Source organism: Niabella soli DSM 19437, from assembly GCF_000243115.2.
GTDB lineage: Bacteria > Bacteroidota > Bacteroidia > Chitinophagales > Chitinophagaceae > Niabella > Niabella soli.
This window is the reverse complement of sequence record NZ_CP007035.1, coordinates 1162461-1184105: the sequence shown is the minus strand read 5'-3', so window position 1 is coordinate 1184105 and position 21645 is coordinate 1162461. Positions and strand designations below refer to the sequence as shown.

Genomic DNA, 21645 nt, shown 5'->3' with positions numbered 1-21645 from the left:
TAATATAAATCAATTTACTTTACCGGGTGCAACACTTATTTTTTCTTCTTTTTCTTTGTAGCCGTATGTGTCTGTTTGGAAGTAACAGCCTTTTTTGTCGCGGATGTTTTTGTGCGCTGATGACTGGAGGTTGTGCTCTTTTTTGTGCTTTTTACGGCTTTGCGCGCAACCGTTTTGCCGGCGCGTTGCGGCGTTTTCGCCACGCGCGCGGGCACTGCAGCCGCTTCAGCAGCAGCGGGCGCCGCTGGGGCGTTTCCTTCTCCTTCTTCATCTACACTACCAACTTTGCCTTGCATATAATCGCCAAAGAAATCATATGCCTTTTTGGCCTGATTATAAATATTTGAATTGAGCCGGTTACCCAAAATAATGATCACCGCTTTCTCATCCAGCAGCCGGGCAAAAGCAGGAGTGAAACCGTGCCATTTCCCGTTGTGATAAATGACGTTTTTGCCATTGGGCAAATTGAGCATGCGCCAACCCAGGCCATAATTGTGCATGGAGGCTTTTTCATGACTGTGGGGTTGAAAGGCTGAATCGAGCAGCGACGGCCGGATAAAGTTCGGATTGTATAAAGCCCGGTCCCATTTGAACATGTCCTCGGGGGTGCTGTACACATTTTTGTCGCCATAGGTATTTTCAAAAATATCGTTCGTCCAAAGAGCGCCGGAACCTTTGTAGGACATAATAACCTGGCCACTATCTGCGGGCGTGTAAATAAACGTGTGGTTCATTTGCAGCGGATCAAAAATGGTGGCTTTTACATAGTCCGGAAATTTTTGTCCGGTCACCTTTTCAACAATCAATGCCAACAATACGAAGTTGGTGTTGCAATAGGTGAAACGGGTGTTGGCTTTAAACATTATGGGAGGACGGTATTGAATTAAAAAATTCAACACGTCCTGGTTAGAGATCATTTGTTTGGGGTTCCACTTTTGTTTGTCTTCCATTACTGAAAGATAGTTCGGCAATCCGCTGCGATGGCTGAGGAGGTTCTCAATGGTAACATCGGTATAGGGGAATGCCGGAAAGAATTTGGTTACGGGATCTGTCAATCCTAGCTTGCCGTTCTGCACCAGTTTTAATACCGTGATCGCTGTAAAGGGTTTGCTGGTTGAGGCCAGATGAAATGGCGTATTCTGATCAATGGAATCAGCCTTATTGTTGGGGTTTTTGAAACCGTGATAACGTTCATACAAAACATTTCCACCTTTTGCAACGAGGATGCCCCCGTTAAAACCATGCCGGAGCAGCCCTGCATTAAAAAAGGCATCCAGTTCGGCTGCATACTTTGCTTTCTCCGCATCGCTTATCGGGTCTGGATTCTGGGCGATCAATACGGCAGGGGCGACCTGGATCTTTTCTTTCTTGTCTTGTGATTTTAGCTTACAACCAATCGTTAATAATATCCCGGCTAAAGTAATTATAAATCTTCTCAAGGTAACTGAATTTTAAAGTGGCAAATTTAAAATTATATTGTTCAGAGAAAAACTTGTTGCCTTAATATTTTCATTTTTGTTAACTTATTAGGATATTTGCTTGCATGACAAATAAAAAAGAGACGAGTTACCCAAAAGAGAAAATCAGGATTTTATTTCTGGAAAATATAAGTGATACCGCAGTACAACGGTTTAAGGAAGAAGGATACACGCAGGTAGAAAAATTAACCAAAGCACTGTCGGAAGAAGATTTAATTAAAGAGATCAAAAATGTACATATACTGGGCATCCGCTCCAAAACACATATTACCCAAAAAGTTTTAGCCGCCGCCGAAAAATTACAGGCCATCGGATGTTTTTGCATCGGCGTGAACCAGGTGGATCTGAAAGCAGCTACAGATAAGGGTGTGGTGGTATTCAATGCTCCTTACAGCAACACCCGGTCTGTTGCAGAGCTGGTTATCGCGAATTCCGTTATGCTCATCAGGAGGTTGCCAGACAAGATCCGGGCGGCGCATGAAGGCATCTGGATGAAGGAATCAAAAGGCGCCTATGAGCTACGTGGAAAAACACTGGGGATCATTGGTTATGGAAACATCGGTTCACAGGTGAGCGTGCTGGCAGAAGCAATGGGGATGAAAGTGTTGTTCTATGACGTGGAAACCAAGCTGCCGCTGGGTAATGCAAAGGATGCTAAAACATTAAAGGAACTGCTGCAGAAATCGGATATAGTGACGCTGCACGTGCCTGATACGGCGCAGACAAAGTACATGATCACTAAGAACAATCTTAAATATTTTAAGAAGGGCGCCATACTGATCAACTATGCACGGGGCGAAGTGGTGAACCTGGAAGATCTGAGCAAATTCATTACTGAAGGGCATATCAGCGGTGCGGCTCTTGATGTATTTCCATGGGAGCCCGAGAAAAACGGCGATAAATTTACAACGCCCGTGCAGAACCTGCCTAACGTGATCCTTACGCCACATATCGGCGGAAGCACCGAAGAAGCGCAGGAAAATATTGGCGTGGATGTTAGCTCAAAGTTGTTTAACCTGATCGAAAAAGGGATCACTAACGGGTCGCATACAGTACCCGGATTGGCGCTGCCTTCACAGGAAGGCGTGCACCGGATCCTGCACATCCATTATAACAAACCGGGCGTCCTTTCAGAGATCAACACATTGTTGTCAAAAAATAATATCAATATTACCGGTCAGTACCTGAAAACCAACGACGAAATTGGTTATGTGGTATTGGATGTTGAGAAGGGCGTTTCAAAAAAGGCAACTGCACTTTTAAAAGATGTAAAACATACAATTAAAACAAGATTACTGTATTAAAGATTTGCATCTAAAATTGAAAATGATATCAAGAGCAGAATCGATCCGGTTCTGCTTTTTAGTTTGTCCTGCAGACTGTTTTATTCGTTAAAACCAATGCCACTCTCTGAAGCGTCGAAAACCCTGAAAGGAGTAGTCCAAGGGCAAACCCATTATGTCTCAGAGAGCTTGTATAGTTTCAGCAACCGTCGGTTATTTATTTTCTACTTTTTGCTCGCCCAAAAAGTAGAGCAAAAAGGGCATGGTCAAACGAATGCCTCCGGCCGTTTGACCGCCCACGCACGCGAAAACCCAAATCAAAAAGCTGCTTTAAGGCCTTGTCGAAGGGGAAGGTAGAAGCTGCTCTTTCCTCCAAACCGTAGGTTCCTTACTGCGCTGATTTTTTACAGGAGTGATTTGCTAAAAAAGAAGCTATCGTAATGTAAAAAATAGGCGCTCCCGGGCCTTCTGATCAGTGTGACTGCTATTGCGTTGAGGAATATTCCAGATAAAGAGTTGCCCGATGAAAATGAAAAACAAAAGATTGAATCAATCTGTAGCAATTAGAAAACTATGTTAGCGATCAATTCTTGGCACAAGATATTCCAGACAAGGAATGCTGCTGCGATGAAAGGAACCTCCTTGAAAGCTTAAAGAAACGAATTTCGGCTTTTTACAGACTGGAGAGTGTGCCAGCAGAGGCTCATTAAAAAGCCTCCATTTGGAGGCTTTTATTTTTTATTGTACTTCTGTAATTTTTATTGTATTCGTATGTAGTTTCAGATGCACCGGCGTACTACCCGTACTTACAGCGGTATCGCCGCGTTTCAGAAATCCGTTCTTCTTAAGAATATTGATCTGGTCTGCAAAAATAGTATCCAGGTCGTGCTGGTCATCGTCATAGAAAAAGGCACGGATACCCCAGCCCAGACTCAGTTGATCAATGAGCGCGCGGTTCTTGGTAAATACATACAAGGGCACTTTGGGGCGATAGCTGCTCAGCATAAAACCGGTATAGCCGCTCTGTGTCATACCAATTAACGCATCCGCCCGTGCATCCTTGGCCAGGTTGCAGGCATTGTAACAAATCGCGTCACTTGAAAGAGACGGAGAGTGGGGCTGCGGTTGCAGTTCACTTGAAAGATCATAATGGTATTCTGTTTTTTCAATTTCCAGGATGATCTTCCGCATGGTTTGCACCACCAGTGTCGGATGCTTGCCGCTTGCAGTTTCCGCGCTCAACATAACCGCATCGGTTCCTTCCAGCACCGCGTTGGCAACGTCTGTTATCTCACTACGGTTGGGCTTGGACCGGTCGATCATGCTTTCCATCATTTGGGTAGCAACGATTACCGGCTTGGCGCGGTGAATACATTTACGGATAATGCTCTTCTGGATCAGTGGCACTTTCTCCACCGGCAGTTCCACACCCAGGTCGCCGCGGGCGATCATAATACCATCAGAAGCATGAATGATCTCGCGGATATTCGGGATCGCTTCGGGCATTTCTATTTTGGCGATGATCTTCGACTGGCTTTTATGTTTGTCCAGGATCTTGCGCAATTTTTTAATATCTTCTACCTGGCGCACAAAGGACAGGGCCACCCAACCCAATTGTTCTCTAATGATGAAATCCAGGTCTGCCAGGTCTTTCGGCGTTAATGCCGGCAGCGAGATTTTGGTGTCCGGCAGGTTTACTCCTTTTTTAGAGGAAAGAAAACCTCCCAGTATCACTTCTACTTTTACATCGTTGTTGGGTAATATTTTGCGTACAATTACTTCCAGTTTGCCATCATCGATCATGATCTTGTTCCCCACTTTTACATCTTTGTGGAAGTTGGGATAAGAAATGTAGATCTTCTCTTTATTGCCCACCAGTTTTTTATTGGTGAAGATAAAGCTGTCACCCGGCTCTACAGTGATGCCGCCGTTTTCCATATCGCCTACGCGCAATTTAGGGCCCTGTAAATCGCCCAGTATCGCAACCGTTGTTTTTTCTTTTCTGTTAATTTCCCGTATATACTCAATGATCTGTTTTTTTTCTTCATGTACACCGTGTGAAAAATTTAACCGGAACACATTAACGCCGGCTTTCACCAGGTCTAACAATTTATCGTAAGTATTACAGGCAGGTCCAACGGTGGCTACAATCTTAGTACGGCTGATACTATGATCCACATGAGGCTGTTCAACAGGTAGTAATGTTTTCTTTCGAACTTTTTGAGTTTCTGTCATGTTACTTTTAATTAAATATGCAGGGTTCAATTGAACCTGCAATATCTGATAATAATTTCAATTTTCGGCGCAATCCGGAAATCGTCAGTACAAAAATAAAAAACCGCTCAGTAAAGGCGGTTTTTTATTTATTCGGTTCTGTTTAATTCCACTCCAGGATATTGTTGAAAATATATTCTTCAGGATTAGACAGGTACTGCTTTGCGGCTTCTTTGTCTGCTTCCGTCAAATAATGCAGGGTATGTGCAAACACGGTCTTCGCATCAGCGCTTTCCATATCAATTAAACGTGGTTTTACCTTTCCTTTTTCGTCCGCCACATCCTTAAGATAAAGCGGTTTTACGGTTCCGGTGGCATCAGCAGTAACTACCGCGCCGGTGATGCCCTGGTCGAACAGTTGCTTTACGCCAAAGCCCAGGAAGGTACAATATTCCAGATCGAAGGCCGTAGGCGCCAGGCAGCGCAGCTCATAGCCTAATTCAACCGGACGGCTCTTTACAGCAATGTTCAGTTTTTTTAATTCGTTTTGTAAAAGAATATTATAAATATGCGCTTTACTAACATTGCCCAACTCCGGATGGCCGTGATCGTCATAAGTGAATTGAATGCCCGATGCTGTAATGTCGTCATCGCTCATAAAATGGAATACCCCTTCACTTACTACCGCAACCCCATAAGGAATGTTCAGGATATTTCTTTTAACAATAGAAGAAACGATCAGTTTAGTGATCTTGTCTAATGTAAGCTTTGTTTTGTTGAACATTTCAGGGATCACGATCATCGGGTAATGACAGGCAACGCCGATGCCAAATGCCAGGTGACCGGCTTCACGACCCATGGCGGATACTACAAACCAGTTACCGGAAGTGCGGGCATCTTCATAAATAGTTTTGCCCAGTTTTACGCCTTCTTCGCGCGCGCTCTGGTAGCCAAAAGTAGGCTGGCCGTAAGGCAGCGGCAGATCGTTGTCGATCGTTTTGGGAACGTGAATATTCTGAACCGCCACGTTTTTGGCCGTCAGGAATTTTGCAATGCGGTTGGCCGTGGAGGCTGTATCATCCCCTCCGATGGTAACCAATAATTTTATATTATTCTGCTCAAAAAATTCGCTGGTAAATTCATCATCTTTTGGTTTATAACGGCTCATCCGCAAAAAAGAACCGCCGCGGCTGAAAATATCGTCCGCCAGTTTGAAGTCGATGTCTGTTGTAGTTCCTTTTCCGTTAAACAGGTTTTTGTAGCCGTCGTGCAAACCAATCACCCGGTAGCCATCCTTTAAAAATGTTTTAGCTACAGAACCAATAACCGTGTTAATACCGGGAGCAGGGCCGCCGCCGGCAAGAATTACAATACTTTTCTCCATATACAATTTTTAATATACTAAAGTGCGCAAATATAAGTGAAATTGATTTTTATTTTATGATCTTTTCAGTTATTTAAATATTATTGAAACAGAACACTTGTTTGTATTAAAACATTTAAACACGCCCGTTTTCTTTTAAGAACCCTGGCGATGAATGACAAAACAAAAGCCCGTCATTCACCGTCTTAATCACATCATTTACCGTTTTTATAACAAATTTTGAGCTTCCTCCATAAAGGAGCCGTTATTTTACAGGTTACATTGGACAAAACGGGGTATTAACCAGGGATATTGTTATATGTTTTAACTGCAATGGCGCGAAGACGCAATGAAAATTTGGGTTTGGGAAGCTATTCTACAAATAAGCAGGGCTTTTGCGTCCTGGCGGACAAGCTAAAACATTGGGATTAGAAATATTTAAAGTAAGTTTGAAGGAGCGAAAGACAGGATATTTAACCGTAAAACGATCATCAGAGGATTAAGCACGTCAGGTATGGAGAATTCGACCATTAACGGCTACAAATTAAAATACAAACTGGGTGAAGGAGGCATGGCCGAGGTTTGGTATGCAGAAAATTATCTGCAAAAACCCGCGGCCGTAAAGGTATTGCAACAGCGCTTTTGCGGAACACCGGAGATCGTGAGCCGGTTTGAAAATGAGGCCCGCCTGATGGTGCAGTTGAACCATCCGCATATCCGGAATATTTACGATTATTCTACTGTGAACGGCTGTCCCTGCATGATCATGGAATACCTGGAGGGAAAGGACCTTTCCCTCCTGATGAAAGAAGGAGCACAGTTTACCAACCAGCAATTGATCAACTGGTGGAACGACCTCGTGGATGCCTTACAATACACGCATCGCAAGAACATCATTCACCGGGATATAAAACCTTCCAATCTTTTTATCACCGAAGAGGGGAAAATAAAGATCCTTGATTTTGGCATCGCCAAGCTGCGGGATAACGTTACGGTTACCCAAACGGGGTCAAGAATGGGAACGCTCATGTACATGAGCCCGGAGCAGGTATATGACGTAAAAACCTTGTCCTATAAAACCGATATATATTCGCTCGCGGTTACTTTTTATCATTTGGTGTCAGGAGTAGCGCCCTATGATGCGTCTAAAATTTCTGATTTTGAGATCCAGGAAAATATTGTGCGCAAGCCATTGGATACGGCATTGCTGCCCGTGCCCTGGAACGGGCTATTGGGCGATTACCTGGGCAAAAAACCGGAAGGGCGAAGGGAGTTACGAAAGATCGGCGCCAACGAAACAAGAAATGATGAAACCATGCTGTTTACACCTGTTCCGGCGGAGCCGGTTCGCAACAGCCGGCCGGTACTACCTGTTTCATCAGGAAAACGGAAAGATCCCAATCGCCTGGGCTATATCTTCCTGGTATTTTTTATCGTAACGGTATTGGTGTTACTGGCGATTAACAAGGACCGGTTATTTGGTTCCAATAAAGAGACTTCCAAAAAACGAACGGAGAAACCCATCGCCCGACCGGCGCCCAAAACCAATGACCTTCCTTTGCCGGAAACGGCTGCGCCGGATACGGAGCAAACCCACCCAGATACCATGACTTCCTCGCAGGTAATAACCAGTGAAGACCTGGGCAAACAGGAAACGGATATAAAAAACAAGATCAACGATTATTACCGTACCCGCCAGGATTGTGGCAGTTTATCGCGTTTTTTTCATGATACGGTAGATCAGTATTATAATAAAAGCGATGAATCTTTATCCGAGATCCAGAAAGAATGTGCCGCGTATCATGGTAAATGGCGCTTTACGGACGCGGATATTCCCAATTCGTCCTATACCTTTACGCACAATCCCAACGGTAATACGTACGTTGATTTTAATATGCTTTATAAAATAAAACAAAATGATGCAGATGACTGGATCCCCTATAATATAGATGTATCGATGGTCTTTGATAAGGAAATGAAGATCGTACGCATCGTGGAACGGCGTATAGAAAAATTGTGATGACCTGATTTTCCCAACTTCTTAATGGTTTAGAAATTAATGCAAAAAAATAAACCGGTTTTATGTTTGATAAATTAAAAAAATGGCTGCTGCCCGATGGAGAAGAGGAAGAAGAAGAAACGGTACGTTTAACCAACCAGGCGTTGGTGGATCAGATCCTGGTCTCCTTTAAGGAAACGGTAGAACGCGAATCGTTTAACAAGCGCATGATGTATGATTGCAGCTATCTGATCCTGATGCGGCCCGAAGATTACAAGCATGCCGAACTACGCCTGGCGGGCATTACCGAGGGCATTCTGGATGAATTTTATGAGTATATCAATGAGCGCAAGACCCAGTACCCCCGGTATGAGCCCATTGGCAGCTATTGGGATTTTCAGTACTGCCCGGCGGAGCGGGGGATTGATAATAGCGAAATCGAGCCCGGAACCATCCAGGTAGTTAGCACACCTACCTCCGAAAAGTCGTGGTCGGAACTCTCTTCAGAACATATAAAAGTTTCGGTTAGCAGCAAACATTCTAAATATTCCAAATACGATCTGAACCCGAACACGTTTAGCAATATTGATATTTTATCCAAAGGGCATTTCAGGGTCAAATTTAATAAAGACCTGCTGGGCGATTTTACAACAATGCAGGGCGCGCCTGCCGGTTCCAGGAATAGCGCAGCGCCGGATAAATTAGCTACCGTACAATTTGTTCTGAATAAACAGCGGTATAGTTTTCCGATGCGGGAAAAGCAACTGAAAATTACAAAGGCGATCGAAGGGATGACCAGCACGGCCACGTTGTTGTGCATTAATGAGCCCAGTGGCAGCCTGCAAAAAGAACATGTGATGATCCGGTATGATGATAACGCGCGGGCTTTTTACATTGCTTTGTTTGCCGAGGCTTTTGTAAACGAACAGCGGCTGGAGGTGAGCCGCGTAGGGGAAAACCCGGTATGGCACCCGTTAAAAAGTGAATCGACCATCGTGTGTGGCATTTTTCAACTGGATTTTAAAGCGATGGTGTGAGGGTTGTGCGTTTACAAGTTTACAGGTTGAAATGTTTAAAAAGGATTACCCCTGTTAACTTTTCAATTAATCAACTTCCAATAAACTTTACAACTAAAAATGAACCCATGATCGGCGCGGTAATGTTATTATTTATCATCCTTGTATTTCTGTTACAATCAAAAGTGAAATTATGAACAGAAAGATCGACGTATATGCGCAAACAGACCTGGGCCGCAAGCGGGAAGAGAATGAAGATAATTTCATTGCCGTTCCTGCGCTGTGGAGCAGAGCATCCCGGGCGCTTATTGGTGCTATTGACGGCGTGGGCGGTTATGAAGGAGGCGCCGAAGCCGCGTTGATCTCCAAGCAAACGATTGAAGACTATTTCCAGAACTTTAGTTTTGGCGCACCACTGCAATTACTGAAAGAAGCGGCCGTAGCGGCTAATAATGCTATTTATGAAGCCCGGCGGCAGAACGTTGAGCTGGGCCGGATGAGCTGCGTGCTTTCTGTAGCCGTGCTGGATGCAGATAAAGAGTTAATGTATGTGGCGCACGTTGGCGACAGCCGGGGATATGTATACCGGAATGGCGCTATGCTGAAAATAACGCGGGATCATTCTTCTGTAGGAATGAAAGAGGATAGCGGTTACCTTACAGAAGAGGAAGCCATGCAGCATCCGCGTCGCAATGAGATCAATAAAATGGTGGGGGAGTTATTGCTGGATGCAAATGATTCCGACAACTATTTTGATATCGGGGAACATAGTTTCCTTCCGGACGATATCGCCTTATTCTGTTCCGACGGATTAACAGACCTGGTAACCCAGGCAGAGATGGTGCTTATCCTCTCGGCAAATAATACACTGCAGCAAAAAGCGCAGCAATTAATTGATAAGGCCAATGCATTGGGAGGGAAAGACAATATTACTGTTGTATTGGCCACCTACGCCGCTCCTAAAAAACCGGGAAGAAAACGATCGGTCAAAAATACGATCGAAGTCCCCATTGAAGCCGAAAATGCGCAAACAGCAACAATTATGAACCAAGAAACAACAAGTGCAACAATCAGTAAAAAAAAATAAGGATGGTTCCGGTAATCATCGCGTTCGTAGTAGGGTTTCTGGTAAACTGGAGCGGTACAGGATCTTTCTTCCGAAAGGAGGCACTAGCGCCCCCGGCAGTTGACTCCACCCTATTAAAAAAAGACAGTATTGCTGCTCCTGACACTGCGCATTTACACAGAACAGACTCCCTTATTAATGCAACAGATACCATTTTTAGAGATAGCTCCCGTAAAAAGGCGCTGCAAGGATACTAATTCATGAACAAGAAAATAAAATTATACCCGCGCAGAATAGAACGCCTCCTGCTGCTTTGCGTAACGCTGTTGCTGGCCGGGATGGCCTTTGTCTTTTATCAAAATAAAAGAGCGGCTTTTGCGGAAGCCGATCAGGGTTATACGAATGGTAAGATGCTGAATCTTGTAGCTCCCGTAAAAACCCCGGTGCTGGTACAGATCCTTACCAAAGGAGGCTATTTCACGGATGCAAACTATATCCAGTTTATTGCCGGGAAAATAAAGGGCATCATCGATAAAGAAGGTTCCTTGCCGAACCTGGGCGCTTTGAACAAAAACAGCCTGATGATCCCCGCCACTGAATTTTTAAATACGTCCAGTGAATCGGGCAAGCTCCGCTTCCTGAACGCGATCACAAGGCTTGATATGGACAGTGCCCTTTATGCCGGGGAATCAAAAGATCCTCAAAAATTTCCGGACCAGGTTGCCGTGCAAAATGAAAAAACATCTTTATCGGTTAAAGGGAAAATACATTTTACACAGGAAGTGCAACAGCCGGAGACGGCAGCCGGCGGCGTGCTGGTGAAATTAACGGAAGAATTTCCATCGGGTTATTTAGATACGCTAAGCGTAAAAAACGGCGACGAGCCGGAGGCATTTTTCGCGCGAACCAATCCCAACGGATCCTATGAGTTTTATAATCTTAAAAAGGAGAGCAACTATCGGGTGATCGCCATAAAACCGGGCTATGATTTTGGACCGGCGAAAGGTGTTGTGGCTATAAAAGGCGATGAGACCTTTGAATTCAAAGGGGCGCCTCACAGGATACGCGTGCTGGACCGGACAGAGTTTCGCCAGATCAAAAATGATAAGTTTTTTACCGTTCGGACACCGGATGATTTTAAAAAGGAATATTTCAAAACCCTGGCCCTGTTCCTGTTGTCGTTCTGGGTCTTTCACGTTGTATTGTGGTTAAAAAATTACCGGAGCGACCAGTTTATCCTTCCTTTATTGTTCTTTCTTTCCGGTACGGGGGTATTGGCTTTGTATAGCATGCAGGACCCGCTGCGCGACTTTATCCATGGAACGGGAATGGCAAGATGTGCAACGGGCGTATTGTTGGTAGCATCGGTGCTTTTGTTCTTTCTTAAGGACAATCCGGTGAATCGCTTTTATCATTCGAAATGGTTCGACCCGGTCTATAATTTTTTACCTGAGGCAAATAAATTAAAAGCGCCCAGGGGTTATTCCTGGTTGCTGTTGTCCATTCTCCTGCTATTGGCCCTGTTTGTTGCCGGCACCGGACCGGAGGGCAGTGGGGTAAAAGTAAATTTGTTCGGGTTCCAGGTAAGTGAATTATCCAAACTGCTGATGGTCGTTTTTTTTGCGGCTTATTTTGCCGTCAAATCGGAATACCTGCGCAATATCCCCGACAACCGCTGGCTGACACAGAATAATATTAAGATGCTGTTGTTGTTTGGTTTTTTGCTTTGCATTTACGCAGCATTGGGCGATCTGGGCCCCGCGGTTGTCTTATGTCTCACCTTTCTTTTTTTCTATTCCTTTGCAAAGAATGAATTTTTCCCCATGGTGCTGGCTGCCGTTATCTATGCGGTAGTATTAATGATCACTTCAATAGGGATCAATTCGCCGCAGCATGATTTCCTGCCGTTGGTTGCGCTAATAGCCACTATCGGCACTTTTGCCTACGCGTTCTTTAAAAAGCGGTATGAATCCATTTTTTTTATTGTGCTGATCATTTCTTCTTTTATTCTCCTGGCGGCCTTGCCTTTTGAGTTTACACAGCGCCTGGCCGATCGTAACGGAATGTTTAAAGATATATGGGAGAATCAGCTCATGGGAGGCGACCAGGTAGCACAGGGGGTTTGGTCGTTAAATGCCGGCGGTTTTTTTGGACAGGGCCTGGGAAAAGGCTATGCCAGTGTAATGCCGGCCTATCATACGGATATGATCCTGGAAAGTATTGGGGAAGAATTGGGCCTGGTGGCTTTGATCGCGATCTTTCTTGCTTTTGGCTTACTTACTTACCGCACGCTGCTTGCTGCAAGAAGAACGGGAAAGCCCTTCCTGTTTTATTTTGCTGCGGGCATTGCCATTGCGACGATGCTCCAGTTTTTCCTTATTACTGCGGGAACGTTAGGATTGATCCCGATGACGGGCATCTCGGTTCCGTTTTTAAGTAAGGGCAATGCAGGTATCATCATCACATTGCTCGCTTTTATATGGGTGCTCATTATCTCCAACGAAAGGGGAGATGCGCTGGAAATGGAATATGTAAAGGAGCGGTATGATAATGTAAATGCCTATGCCATATTAACCTTTTTTGCCGTACTGCTTTTTTTTATCGGCAGCTTGTTCTGGTATCAGTATAAATCCAATGAATATATTGTAAAACCCGCGTTGGTGCTCAACCGGAAAGGAGCCTGGCAATATAGCTATAACCCGCGCATTGGTATTTTTTTGCGACAGATCCGCTCGGGGAATATTTACGATCGCAATGGCGTTTTATTAGCGACCTCCAGCAAAACGGCGTTTGAAAAGCAAAAGAGCCGCCTGATTCCGTTGGGCGCCAATGCAGATCTGTATGAAGAGCAATTGAAGCGGGAACAGCACCGCTATTATCCCTTCGGGCCGGATCTGCTGTTCTGGCTGGGCGATTACAACAAGGAGATCGCGAATGAAGAAGAAGCTGGTTATTCCGCGGAATACCGGCATTACACAATGTTGAAGGGCTTTGACGTTTCCTATACCACCAAACAAAAAACATCCGACCGGTACAAGGAAGACCGCTTCCTGCCGGTAACCATGCGGGAGTCAGAGCTCGTTAATTATAATTACAGTGCGTTGGTGCCGATCCTCAAAGAAGGAATGGAAGGCAAGTGGGTAGAACAGCAAAATAATAAGAATAAGGATATCCAGCTTTCGCTGGATGTAGCCCTGAATGAGCGGATCAATGCGGTGATCCAGGGCACAGCGGCTTCTAATCAATTCAGAACATCGGTTGTAGCCGTTAATGCAAAAACGGGAGATGTTTTGGCCTCGGCATCCAACCCGGCACCGTCTTACAAGGATCTGAAACTGATCAGTAATATAGAACAGTCGGATTACCGTACGATTTTCAAACAGATCTTCCAGGATCGCGTTGTGGTACCGCAAGACCTCGGGATCACCTTTAATTCAAGACCCGGCTCTACGATCAAAATACTGGATGCAACAGCCGCTATGAATCAGTATGGCCCTGCGGCGGCACAGTTTAGCTATTTTGTTTATCCGGATGAAGCGATCCACAAGGGGGAACCGGAAAATATGAATGTGGACATGCGCACCGCCATTGTGCGCTCCAGCAACGTGTATTTCATCAAACTGGCCAATGACAAGAATCTGGAATCTTCTTTATTTAATCTTTATGATGCGCTGGGGATCAATATTCTGAACCGTGGCGGTTTTCACTTTCAACGTCCGGAGGACTATAACAGTGAAAAATATTTCAAGGAATGGGATCAGTTTGTTGCAAAAGGAAAAAATATTTTCAATAATCAGCGGCTGATGAATACGCGGCAGCGGCTGCAGTCGCGCTATTCCGACATTGCCTGGGGTCAGGGCGAACTGATGGTAACGCCGTTGCAAATGGCAAAAATGTCGGGGGCGCTGTCCGACAGCGGAATACTGAACCCTTCGCGCTTTCTATTTAAAAGCTGGAGTAACCAATTGATTGCTCCAAGTCCGGTAACCATTACCAAACAACCACAAATAGCCCCGTTGATCAGTGATTTTATGCGGGAGCAATCGGTTAAGGTAGCCGCAGCATCAGGACTGGAAGTGCATGGAAAAACAGGGAGCCCGGAGCGGGATAAGATTGTAAAAACAGGAAATAATAAAACGGAATTAAAGCGGGTAACGGATTCCTGGTACACGTTCTTTGTGCACTCGCCAAAATTGGGCGCGCCTATTGCGTTTACGATCCGGATCGAAGAAATTGGTAACTCAGAATATGCCAAGACCCTTGCGGTAGCTATTTTAAAACAATTACAAAATGCCGGATATTTTTAATACAAAATGCCCGACCGGACGACCCGGTCGGACGGGTTTGATGTTTGACATTTCACGACTGATAACGGATAACTTATAACTAATAACCTACAACATGAACTGGTTTAAGAAAAAGTTGGAACAACTTTCGGAAAAGCTCAATGCGGATGATGCTTCTTTTGACAAAGAAGAAAAAAGGATGCGCCTGTTGAAGAAAGGAAACCAGTCAGCCCGCCACCTGCTGCTGTGCGTATTGATAATATTGAAGAACTGAAAGAGATCACCCTGGGCGCCATCAGTAATACCATACGCATGCTGGGCTATGGCGATGCGGTGGTTACCGGTCTGGTATTTCATTCGGCTTACAAGGACAATGCGGTTGAAAACGTAAGCCTGGCCACGCTTATAAAGGATGGGAATTATATAAACCGCATCAAAAGGGAATTTAAATCCCGCGGGATTCAGTATAAAGAGGATCTTTTATTGGAGCTGGTACATGAGTCTCCATATGCGGACAAAGTAACGGTAATTACCGAAGGCATAGGGGTTGAGGTGCTGACGCCAAAAGAATCGCTCCGGAAAATAAAGGCCCGCGTGGTGGCTACAGAAGGTATTCTTTGGGAGCCGGAGTATATCCTGGAGCCCACCGGGAAACATTATTTTATAGGCAGGTGTAAGGATCCGAAAATTGAGAACGGACCGAAGATCCATAATGATATAGCTTTTGTTGGGATCGAGGAAAAGGCCGAGCCGCAATATAAGATCAATAATTTCATCAGCCGCTCTCACGCCATGATCGTATTCGATAAGGAAATAGGGGCCTATAAGATCTATCGTTCCCGGTTTTTAAATAACCCTTCGCATAAAATAAAAATTTTTAATACTTCATTGGATGATTTTACAGGGGTGAGCCTGGGTAACGCTGCCGTGCCGCATATTTTAAAGAACGGGGATTCTATCTGTTTTAATGATACGGTTGTTTTGGAATTTTATTTGTTGCCGTAAGTAGCGTATTTATGAAATACGATCTTTATTTATTATCGTCATTTCGAATCCGGCGTCAGCCCCGCCCGGACGACCGGGGAGGATGAGAAATCTCATTCTTTACTATTGAGATTCCTCCTCATCCGCCTTTGGCGGGCTTGTCGGAATGACGGTGGTGTTGGGTGTAGTTGAAAATAAGTTTAAACAAGTGTGTAGTTAGCTATGCAGGAATTAGCATCGAAATATGATATTTTAAAAGTGATCGGCCACGGCGGATTCTCTGCTGTATTTAAAGCGCGAAGCAAAGAAGATCCTGAGCATGTGGTGGCGCTGAAACAACTGGATTTTGTGCTGACCAGCGAAACGGCAAAAGAATACACCGACTTCAAGAATGAAGTGGAAATACTAAAGCAACTGGACCATCCCAATATTGTAAAAATATATGGCGAGTATATATTGGATAATAAGCCTTCTCTTGAAATGGAGTTTGTGGATGGCGAAACACTGGAAACCCTTTTACAACGCGACGGATATTTTTCAATAGAAGATACAATGGATGTGATTGCTCAAATGGCCTCGGCACTGAGTTATTGCCATCATTATTATGTATCAGGGAATATGCCGCAACGTAAAGGAACGGATTCGGTCATTATCAACAGGAATGCCATCATCCACAACGACATCAATCCCAAAAATATTATCCGTACAAAAAATGAGGATGGGTTGTATCGCTATGTATTGATCGATTTCGGGCTGTCGTTTGTGGATCCGGCGGCCGTACGTCATAGCAAGAAAGAAGATGGCATGGCCGAATATAAGGCGCCCGAAAAATGGCGCGGAGCATTGGTGGACACGCCTTCGGATATTTATAGCCTTGGGGTGGTGATCTATGAACTGTTGACGGGTGCGGTTCCGTTTCCTGTGAAAGATTATAAACAAACGAATGAAATGGCGGCGCTGGAGGAAAAGCATAAAGCCGCGCCGGTGCCTGATCTTTGCGACGCAAGGATGGACGCCTTTCGGGAAAAAACAAGTGAACCTGCAGAAGATTGTGACATTCCGGCATGGCTGGCACTCCTGGTACAAACCTGTCTGGAAAAAGAACCGGCCAAACGCTTTAAAACCGGGCGGGAGTTAGCGCAGTTTTTCTATAACGGGTTAGATGGAAAAATTGAGATCACAGAGAAGGAAGCGCCCGGTTCGGTGATTGATATTGATCCCACCATTGCGGAGAAAAAAGGTGCATCGCTTGAAGTACAGTCTAATATACTTACCGAAGCCCAGCAGTTTTTTATTGAAAAAGACTATAGTACTATTGGCCGCCGGAACGACCTGCCGGGTGCGGAGACTGCTGATTTTAGCATCAGAACCTCCGACCGGTTTATCTCAAAAAATCATTGCCAGATCATCCGGAGGGCTGATGCTGAAGGAGGCTATACTTATTTTTTGCAGGATAAAATGCCGAGCAAGAACGGCACCTTTTTTAACACTGATAAAAATACCATCCGGCTTTCGGCTACAACAGAAGCGGCTTTAAAAGAAGGCGATTATTTCTGGGTAGGAAATACAAAATTGATCTTTCATCAGTCCTGATGAGGTTGGGCAAACTGTCGATCTCCTTTACCAGGAGGCAACGGCGTCAGTTTATGACTGCCGGTTTTCTGAAGCTGCAGAAAACGAAATGCTGCAACGTATTAAAAGGCGTTCTGTGATCAATGGTGATACACTGTATCTTTTTAAAGAATGCTTTAAACCGGTCGGCCATCGAGCGCTGCGAGTATTGCTTTATTTTAATGCCACTACAGGTAGTAGGCCCTTGTTTGGAGAAAGTACCAACAATTAGAACACCGTTGGGGACAATTCCTTTTTGCGCAGTTTCTATATAATTGGAAATATCCTGGTCGCTCGTCAAAAAATGAAACGCCGCCCGGTCGTGCCACACATCGTATTGCTCCGCAGATTTAAAATGTGCTGCATCCGCAACAATCCAATGCACCCGGTTGGCCTGCTGCCCCAGCCGTTTCTTTGCTTTTTGTATCGCTGTTTCCGAAATATCCAGCACCGTAATATGCTCATAACCCAATGCCAGCAGATGATCGGCCAGAAGACTATCGCCGCCGCCAATATCAATAATTTTTGCTGTACGGGAGATCTGTAGCTGGTTGAAAAAGGCCAGGGAAGTGGCGGGTGTTTGCTCGTACCAGCTTACTTCATTTGCGGCCTTTGACTGATAAATCGAATTCCAATGCTTTTTTTTATCGAACGCTTTCATGTTCTTTTATTTACAGGAAGTTAATGTTATATTACTTTTTGCCATCTGGCTAAACCTTTTATTTTGTTCTGCGTTTAGCAGAATAGTTCTTTTAGATAATAAATAATTCAAAGATCATAATAAAAAGAATAATATGCCTGCAAAAAACAAAATAGCATTGGTTACCGGCGGCAGCCGTGGATTAGGAAGGGATATGGCGATCAGCCTGGCCAAAAAAGGAATCGATATAGTATTTACCTACAACAGCAATAAGGCAGCGGCAGATAGTGTTATGGCAGCCATTCAGTCGCTTGATCAAAAAGCGGCGGCTTTCCGGTTAGATACAAGTAATGTATCCTCGTTCGACGATTTTTTTAAAGAGCTTACTGCTTACCTGCAGGCGGAGTACGGAAGTGCGGGTTTTGACTTCCTGGTTAATAATGCGGGTACGGGTTTATATGCGCTGGCAGCCGAAACCACTGAAGCGCAACTGGATGCTATTTTCAACATCCACTACAAGGGCGTATTTTTCTTAACACAAAAGGCATTGCCTTTTATGAATGATGGCGGAGGTATTGTTAATATCTCATCCGGCCTGGCGCGCATGACGATGCCGGGCTCTTCTGTATATGCATCTATGAAGGGAGCGGTAGAAACGCTTTCCCGGTACCTCGCCAAAGAGTTGGGCCCGAGGAAGATCCGGGTAAATGTGGTGGCGCCGGGCGCCATTGAAACTGATTTCGGCGGTGGCCATGTAAGGGACAATAAGGAAATTAACGACCATATAGCCGGCGTTACCGCGTTGGGACGCGTAGGCCTGCCGGGTGATGTCGGCGGGGTGGTCGCTTTTTTATGTACCGATGATGCCGGCTGGATCACCGCACAACGTATTGAAGTTTCCGGTGGGCAGTCGCTGTAAAGCGCTTATTTGCTTATTGCGCTTTCTAAATGAACAGTCGGTTTAGTTCATTTCTATTTATTATGTTAGTTTTGCAGCGTATGGATGATGTAGAAAAAGATTTTTATCAGAAAATATTTGAATCGCAAAAAGGAGTGCCATCGGTACCGCCCAACCAGGTGATTGCATCCTGGGCCGATTCGCTGATCTGTTTGCTGTTTCCCGAACGGGCCGATTGTTTTCCTATCAGCACAGAGGAAGTGGATCATAAATTCGGATTAAGAGAAAAAGAGCTCGCCGCTGTGTTAGCGGTTACCGAAACCTGCCGGGAAGGTGCTGTTAAAGCCCGCAGTTTCTTCCAACAGTTGCCGGAATTGTATCGCATACTGAATACAGATATAGAGGCTATTCTTGCTGGTGATCCGGCGGCAAAGACCCGCTTCGAGGTCATCCGGGCTTACCCCGGATTTTTTGCCATCGCTCATTACCGCATCGCGCATGCATTGCTGGTAGTACAGGTGCCGCACCTGCCACGTATTCTCACAGAATATGCGCATGGTATTACCGGCATCGATATACACCCGGGAGCCGTTATCGGTGAATATTTCTGCATCGATCATGGCAGTGGTACGGTAATAGGGGAGTCTACGTTGATCGGTAATCATGTAAAGATCTATCAGGGTGTTACGTTGGGCGCGCTGAGCGTGGAGAAAACGATGATGAACAGCAAACGGCACCCGACAGTGGAGGACGGCGTCGTGATCTATTCCAATGCTACCATTTTGGGCGGCGAAACAGTTATTGGCAGTAACAGCATCGTGGGCGGCAACGTTTGGCTTACCCGCAGCATTCCCCCCAATTCAAAAGTGTATCACCGGCCGTCCATAGACCTGGTGGAGCAGGAGTTGTTGGGGTAGCCCGGCTGGGGTGCAGGTGGCATCCGTCTTGCGTCGCACTCTTGTGCTGCAGTGCATGGGGCTGCAAGGCGAATTGTCAATGGTCAATAGTTCATAGCGTACTGCAACCTGTAATCAGAAACCCGTAACCTGTAACTTGTTGTTCATTCAAAATTTATTAATTCAACATTCAATATTTTACATTTTACAATGTCTTCGTTACTGGATCTCATCGGCAATACTCCCATGGTGGAGTTAAGGAAATTAAATCCCAATCCAAACGTAAAAATGTTTGTCAAACTGGAAGGCAATAACCCCGGCGGCAGCGTGAAGGATCGCGCCGCGCTGAATATGATCGCTTCTGCACTGGAACGGGGCGATATTAAACCCGGCGATAAAATGGTGGAAGCTACCAGTGGCAATACAGGGATCGCGTTGGCAATGATCGCACGCTTTTACAACCTGGAACTGGAGCTGGTGCTGCCCGATTCATCCACCCGGGAACGCACCTTAACAATGGAAGCTTTTGGTGCCCGGGTAACCTTACTCAACGGTATAGAAGCCTGCCGCGATTATGCCGAAGCCAAAGCTGCAAAAGGAGAAGCGTTTATTTTAAACCAGTTTGCGAATGCGGATAACTGGAAGGCGCATTATAAAACCACCGGACCGGAGATCTGGAAGGACACCAACGGCGGCATTACACATTTTGTAAGCGCGATGGGCACTACCGGTACTATTATGGGTTGCTCCCGGTATTTAAAAGAACAAAATCCCAATGTTCAGATCGTAGGATGCCAGCCTACAGCGGAAGCTTCTATACCGGGTATCCGGCGCTGGCCGGAAGCTTATCTTCCTAAAATATTTGAGCCCGGCCGGGTAGACCGGATCATGGATATCAGCGAACAGGAAGCTGTGGATACCACACGAAAACTGGCGAAAGAAGAAGGCGTGTTTGCAGGTATGAGCTCCGGCGGCGCTGCTGCGGCCGCTATCAGGTTATCAAAAGAAATAGAAAGCGGCATTATCGTATTCATTGCCTGTGATCGCGGCGACCGGTATTTGAGCAGCAATCTTTTTGGTTAAACAGCGTTAGCATACAGGCTGCAAAACGAAACATTAAAGTAACGCTAAGAACTTTTCCAGCCCCTTACGCTTTTCATTGTCAAGGGTATAGCTGAGATCATGTGAATAATATTTTTTGAGGTCATAAATGCCCTCTGGAATCTGCGCGATTACTTTGTCCAGTTGTTGCAGTCCCAACGCATTGGCAGTGTCAAATTCGGCTATAAAATCTTCTGGAAGTTTTTTGGTGCTGACCCATGCTGCAAACACAAAAGGCAGTCCTGTAGAGGCTTTCCATTCACCTGCAAGATCGTAAATGTATTCGAAACGGTTCCGCTGTTGTAAAGCTCTGTCGCCTATCACCAGCCCCGCTGCCGCACCTTTAATAGCATCTATGTAGGATTCATTTTGTGCGTCAATAATTTCCGGATCGATCTTCCAGTGGTTTTTGATCAGCCACCTGCAAAGCATCACGGAGGAGCGGCTCTGGTAGTCCAGGTAAATGGTCTTTATTTCTTTAAGCGGCACCTGGCTGAAAACACAAACCGAAGCTACATCGCCAATGGCGCCGATACAATAGTTGCCATTGATAAAATACTGCGGCAACTTTTTTGTAATCGCCACCGGAACCAGTCCAACATCGATTTGACCACTTTGAAGCATCGCTGCCAGCCGGGCCGGAACGTCTTCGATCAGTTCTATTTTTTTGCTGATGGGAGGGTGTTGTAAGCCGTATAACAGGGGCCGGGTGTTCAGATAATTAATTATTCCCACTCTTATCTTTTCTTCCACGCTGAATCCTTTATTTTTGTGCAAATTTAGTCTGTTTAAGGTTTAAATAACAATAAA

17 protein-coding genes are annotated in these 21645 nt (G+C 45.2%); 12 read left to right on the top strand and 5 right to left on the bottom strand.

The genetic code is table 11. The features are described from left to right. Nucleotides 1-35: 35 nt before the first annotated feature. Nucleotides 36-1439, bottom strand: a complete 1404-nt coding sequence (locus tag NIASO_RS04915; RefSeq protein ID WP_008582989.1) for a serine hydrolase domain-containing protein — start codon at nt 1437-1439, stop codon at nt 36-38. A 104-nt stretch (nt 1440-1543) separates the two neighbouring features. On the opposite strand from NIASO_RS04915, the gene serA reads away from it, so the two are divergent. Further along, nucleotides 1544-2782 carry a phosphoglycerate dehydrogenase gene (gene serA, locus NIASO_RS04910; protein ID WP_008582990.1) on the top strand — a complete coding sequence of 413 codons (1239 nt, stop codon included), beginning with the start codon at nt 1544-1546 and terminating at the stop codon, nt 2780-2782. A 717-nt stretch (nt 2783-3499) separates the two neighbouring features. On the opposite strand, the gene pyk is transcribed toward serA, so the two are convergent. Then, the gene (gene pyk / locus NIASO_RS04900; protein WP_008582991.1) at nt 3500-4996 is read right to left on the bottom strand and encodes a pyruvate kinase; all 1497 of its coding nucleotides are present in this window, start codon (nt 4994-4996) and stop codon (nt 3500-3502) included. Nucleotides 4997-5138: 142 nt separating this feature from the next. Beyond that, the gene (locus NIASO_RS04895) at nt 5139-6359 is read right to left on the bottom strand and encodes a 6-phosphofructokinase (RefSeq protein ID WP_008582992.1); all 1221 of its coding nucleotides are present in this window, start codon (nt 6357-6359) and stop codon (nt 5139-5141) included. 493 nt (nt 6360-6852) lie between these two features. Here NIASO_RS04895 and NIASO_RS04890 point away from each other — a divergent pair, with 493 nt between their 5' ends. The 8 genes from NIASO_RS04890 (at nt 6853) to NIASO_RS04855 (ending at nt 17282) form a co-directional block, all read left to right on the top strand. After that, the gene (locus NIASO_RS04890) at nt 6853-8358 is read left to right on the top strand and encodes a serine/threonine protein kinase (protein WP_008582993.1); all 1506 of its coding nucleotides are present in this window, start codon (nt 6853-6855) and stop codon (nt 8356-8358) included. Nucleotides 8359-8420: 62 nt separating this feature from the next. Next, a complete protein-coding gene (locus NIASO_RS04885) occupies nt 8421-9374 on the top strand; it encodes a hypothetical protein (protein ID WP_008582994.1) in 954 nt (317 codons plus the stop codon). A gap of 172 nt (nt 9375-9546) precedes the next feature. Next, on the top strand, nt 9547-10440 hold the full coding sequence (locus NIASO_RS04875) for a PP2C family protein-serine/threonine phosphatase (protein WP_008582996.1): 894 nt from the start codon (nt 9547-9549) through the stop codon (nt 10438-10440). Between the two features lie 2 nt (nt 10441-10442). Then, nucleotides 10443-10676 carry a hypothetical protein gene (locus NIASO_RS04870; protein WP_008582998.1) on the top strand — a complete coding sequence of 78 codons (234 nt, stop codon included), beginning with the start codon at nt 10443-10445 and terminating at the stop codon, nt 10674-10676. 3 nt (nt 10677-10679) lie between these two features. Then, on the top strand, nt 10680-14726 hold the full coding sequence (locus NIASO_RS04865) for an FtsW/RodA/SpoVE family cell cycle protein (RefSeq protein WP_008582999.1): 4047 nt from the start codon (nt 10680-10682) through the stop codon (nt 14724-14726). Nucleotides 14727-14820: 94 nt separating this feature from the next. Beyond that, nucleotides 14821-14979 carry a hypothetical protein gene (locus NIASO_RS20160; protein WP_008583001.1) on the top strand — a complete coding sequence of 53 codons (159 nt, stop codon included), beginning with the start codon at nt 14821-14823 and terminating at the stop codon, nt 14977-14979. Continuing rightward, on the top strand, nt 14952-15710 hold the full coding sequence (locus NIASO_RS04860) for a hypothetical protein (RefSeq protein ID WP_008583002.1): 759 nt from the start codon (nt 14952-14954) through the stop codon (nt 15708-15710). Before NIASO_RS20160 ends, NIASO_RS04860 begins: the two co-directional genes overlap by 28 nt. A 201-nt stretch (nt 15711-15911) precedes the next feature. Further along, nucleotides 15912-17282, top strand: coding sequence for an FHA domain-containing serine/threonine-protein kinase (locus tag NIASO_RS04855; RefSeq protein WP_008583003.1), 1371 nt, complete (start codon nt 15912-15914; stop codon nt 17280-17282). Nucleotides 17283-17328: 46 nt separating this feature from the next. Here the strand turns inward: NIASO_RS04855 and NIASO_RS04850 are convergent, their stop codons facing one another. Further along, nucleotides 17329-17961, bottom strand: coding sequence for a class I SAM-dependent methyltransferase (locus NIASO_RS04850; RefSeq protein WP_008583006.1), 633 nt, complete (start codon nt 17959-17961; stop codon nt 17329-17331). Between the two features lie 133 nt (nt 17962-18094). Here NIASO_RS04850 and NIASO_RS04845 point away from each other — a divergent pair, with 133 nt between their 5' ends. The 3 genes from NIASO_RS04845 to cysM all read left to right on the top strand — a co-directional run bounded on the left by NIASO_RS04845 (nt 18095) and on the right by cysM (nt 20817). Continuing rightward, nucleotides 18095-18859, top strand: a complete 765-nt coding sequence (locus NIASO_RS04845; RefSeq protein WP_008583008.1) for an SDR family oxidoreductase — start codon at nt 18095-18097, stop codon at nt 18857-18859. Between the two features lie 62 nt (nt 18860-18921). Beyond that, nucleotides 18922-19755, top strand: coding sequence for a serine O-acetyltransferase (locus NIASO_RS04840; protein ID WP_245605229.1), 834 nt, complete (start codon nt 18922-18924; stop codon nt 19753-19755). 189 nt (nt 19756-19944) lie between these two features. Beyond that, nucleotides 19945-20817 (top strand): cysteine synthase CysM, encoded by an 873-nt coding sequence (gene cysM, locus NIASO_RS04835; RefSeq protein WP_008583011.1) that lies wholly within the window; start codon nt 19945-19947, stop codon nt 20815-20817. 33 nt (nt 20818-20850) lie between these two features. Here cysM and NIASO_RS04830 read toward each other — a convergent pair whose 3' ends face one another. Continuing rightward, nucleotides 20851-21612, bottom strand: a complete 762-nt coding sequence (locus NIASO_RS04830; RefSeq protein WP_008583014.1) for a menaquinone biosynthetic enzyme MqnA/MqnD family protein — start codon at nt 21610-21612, stop codon at nt 20851-20853. Between the last annotated feature and the right edge of the window lie 33 nt (nt 21613-21645).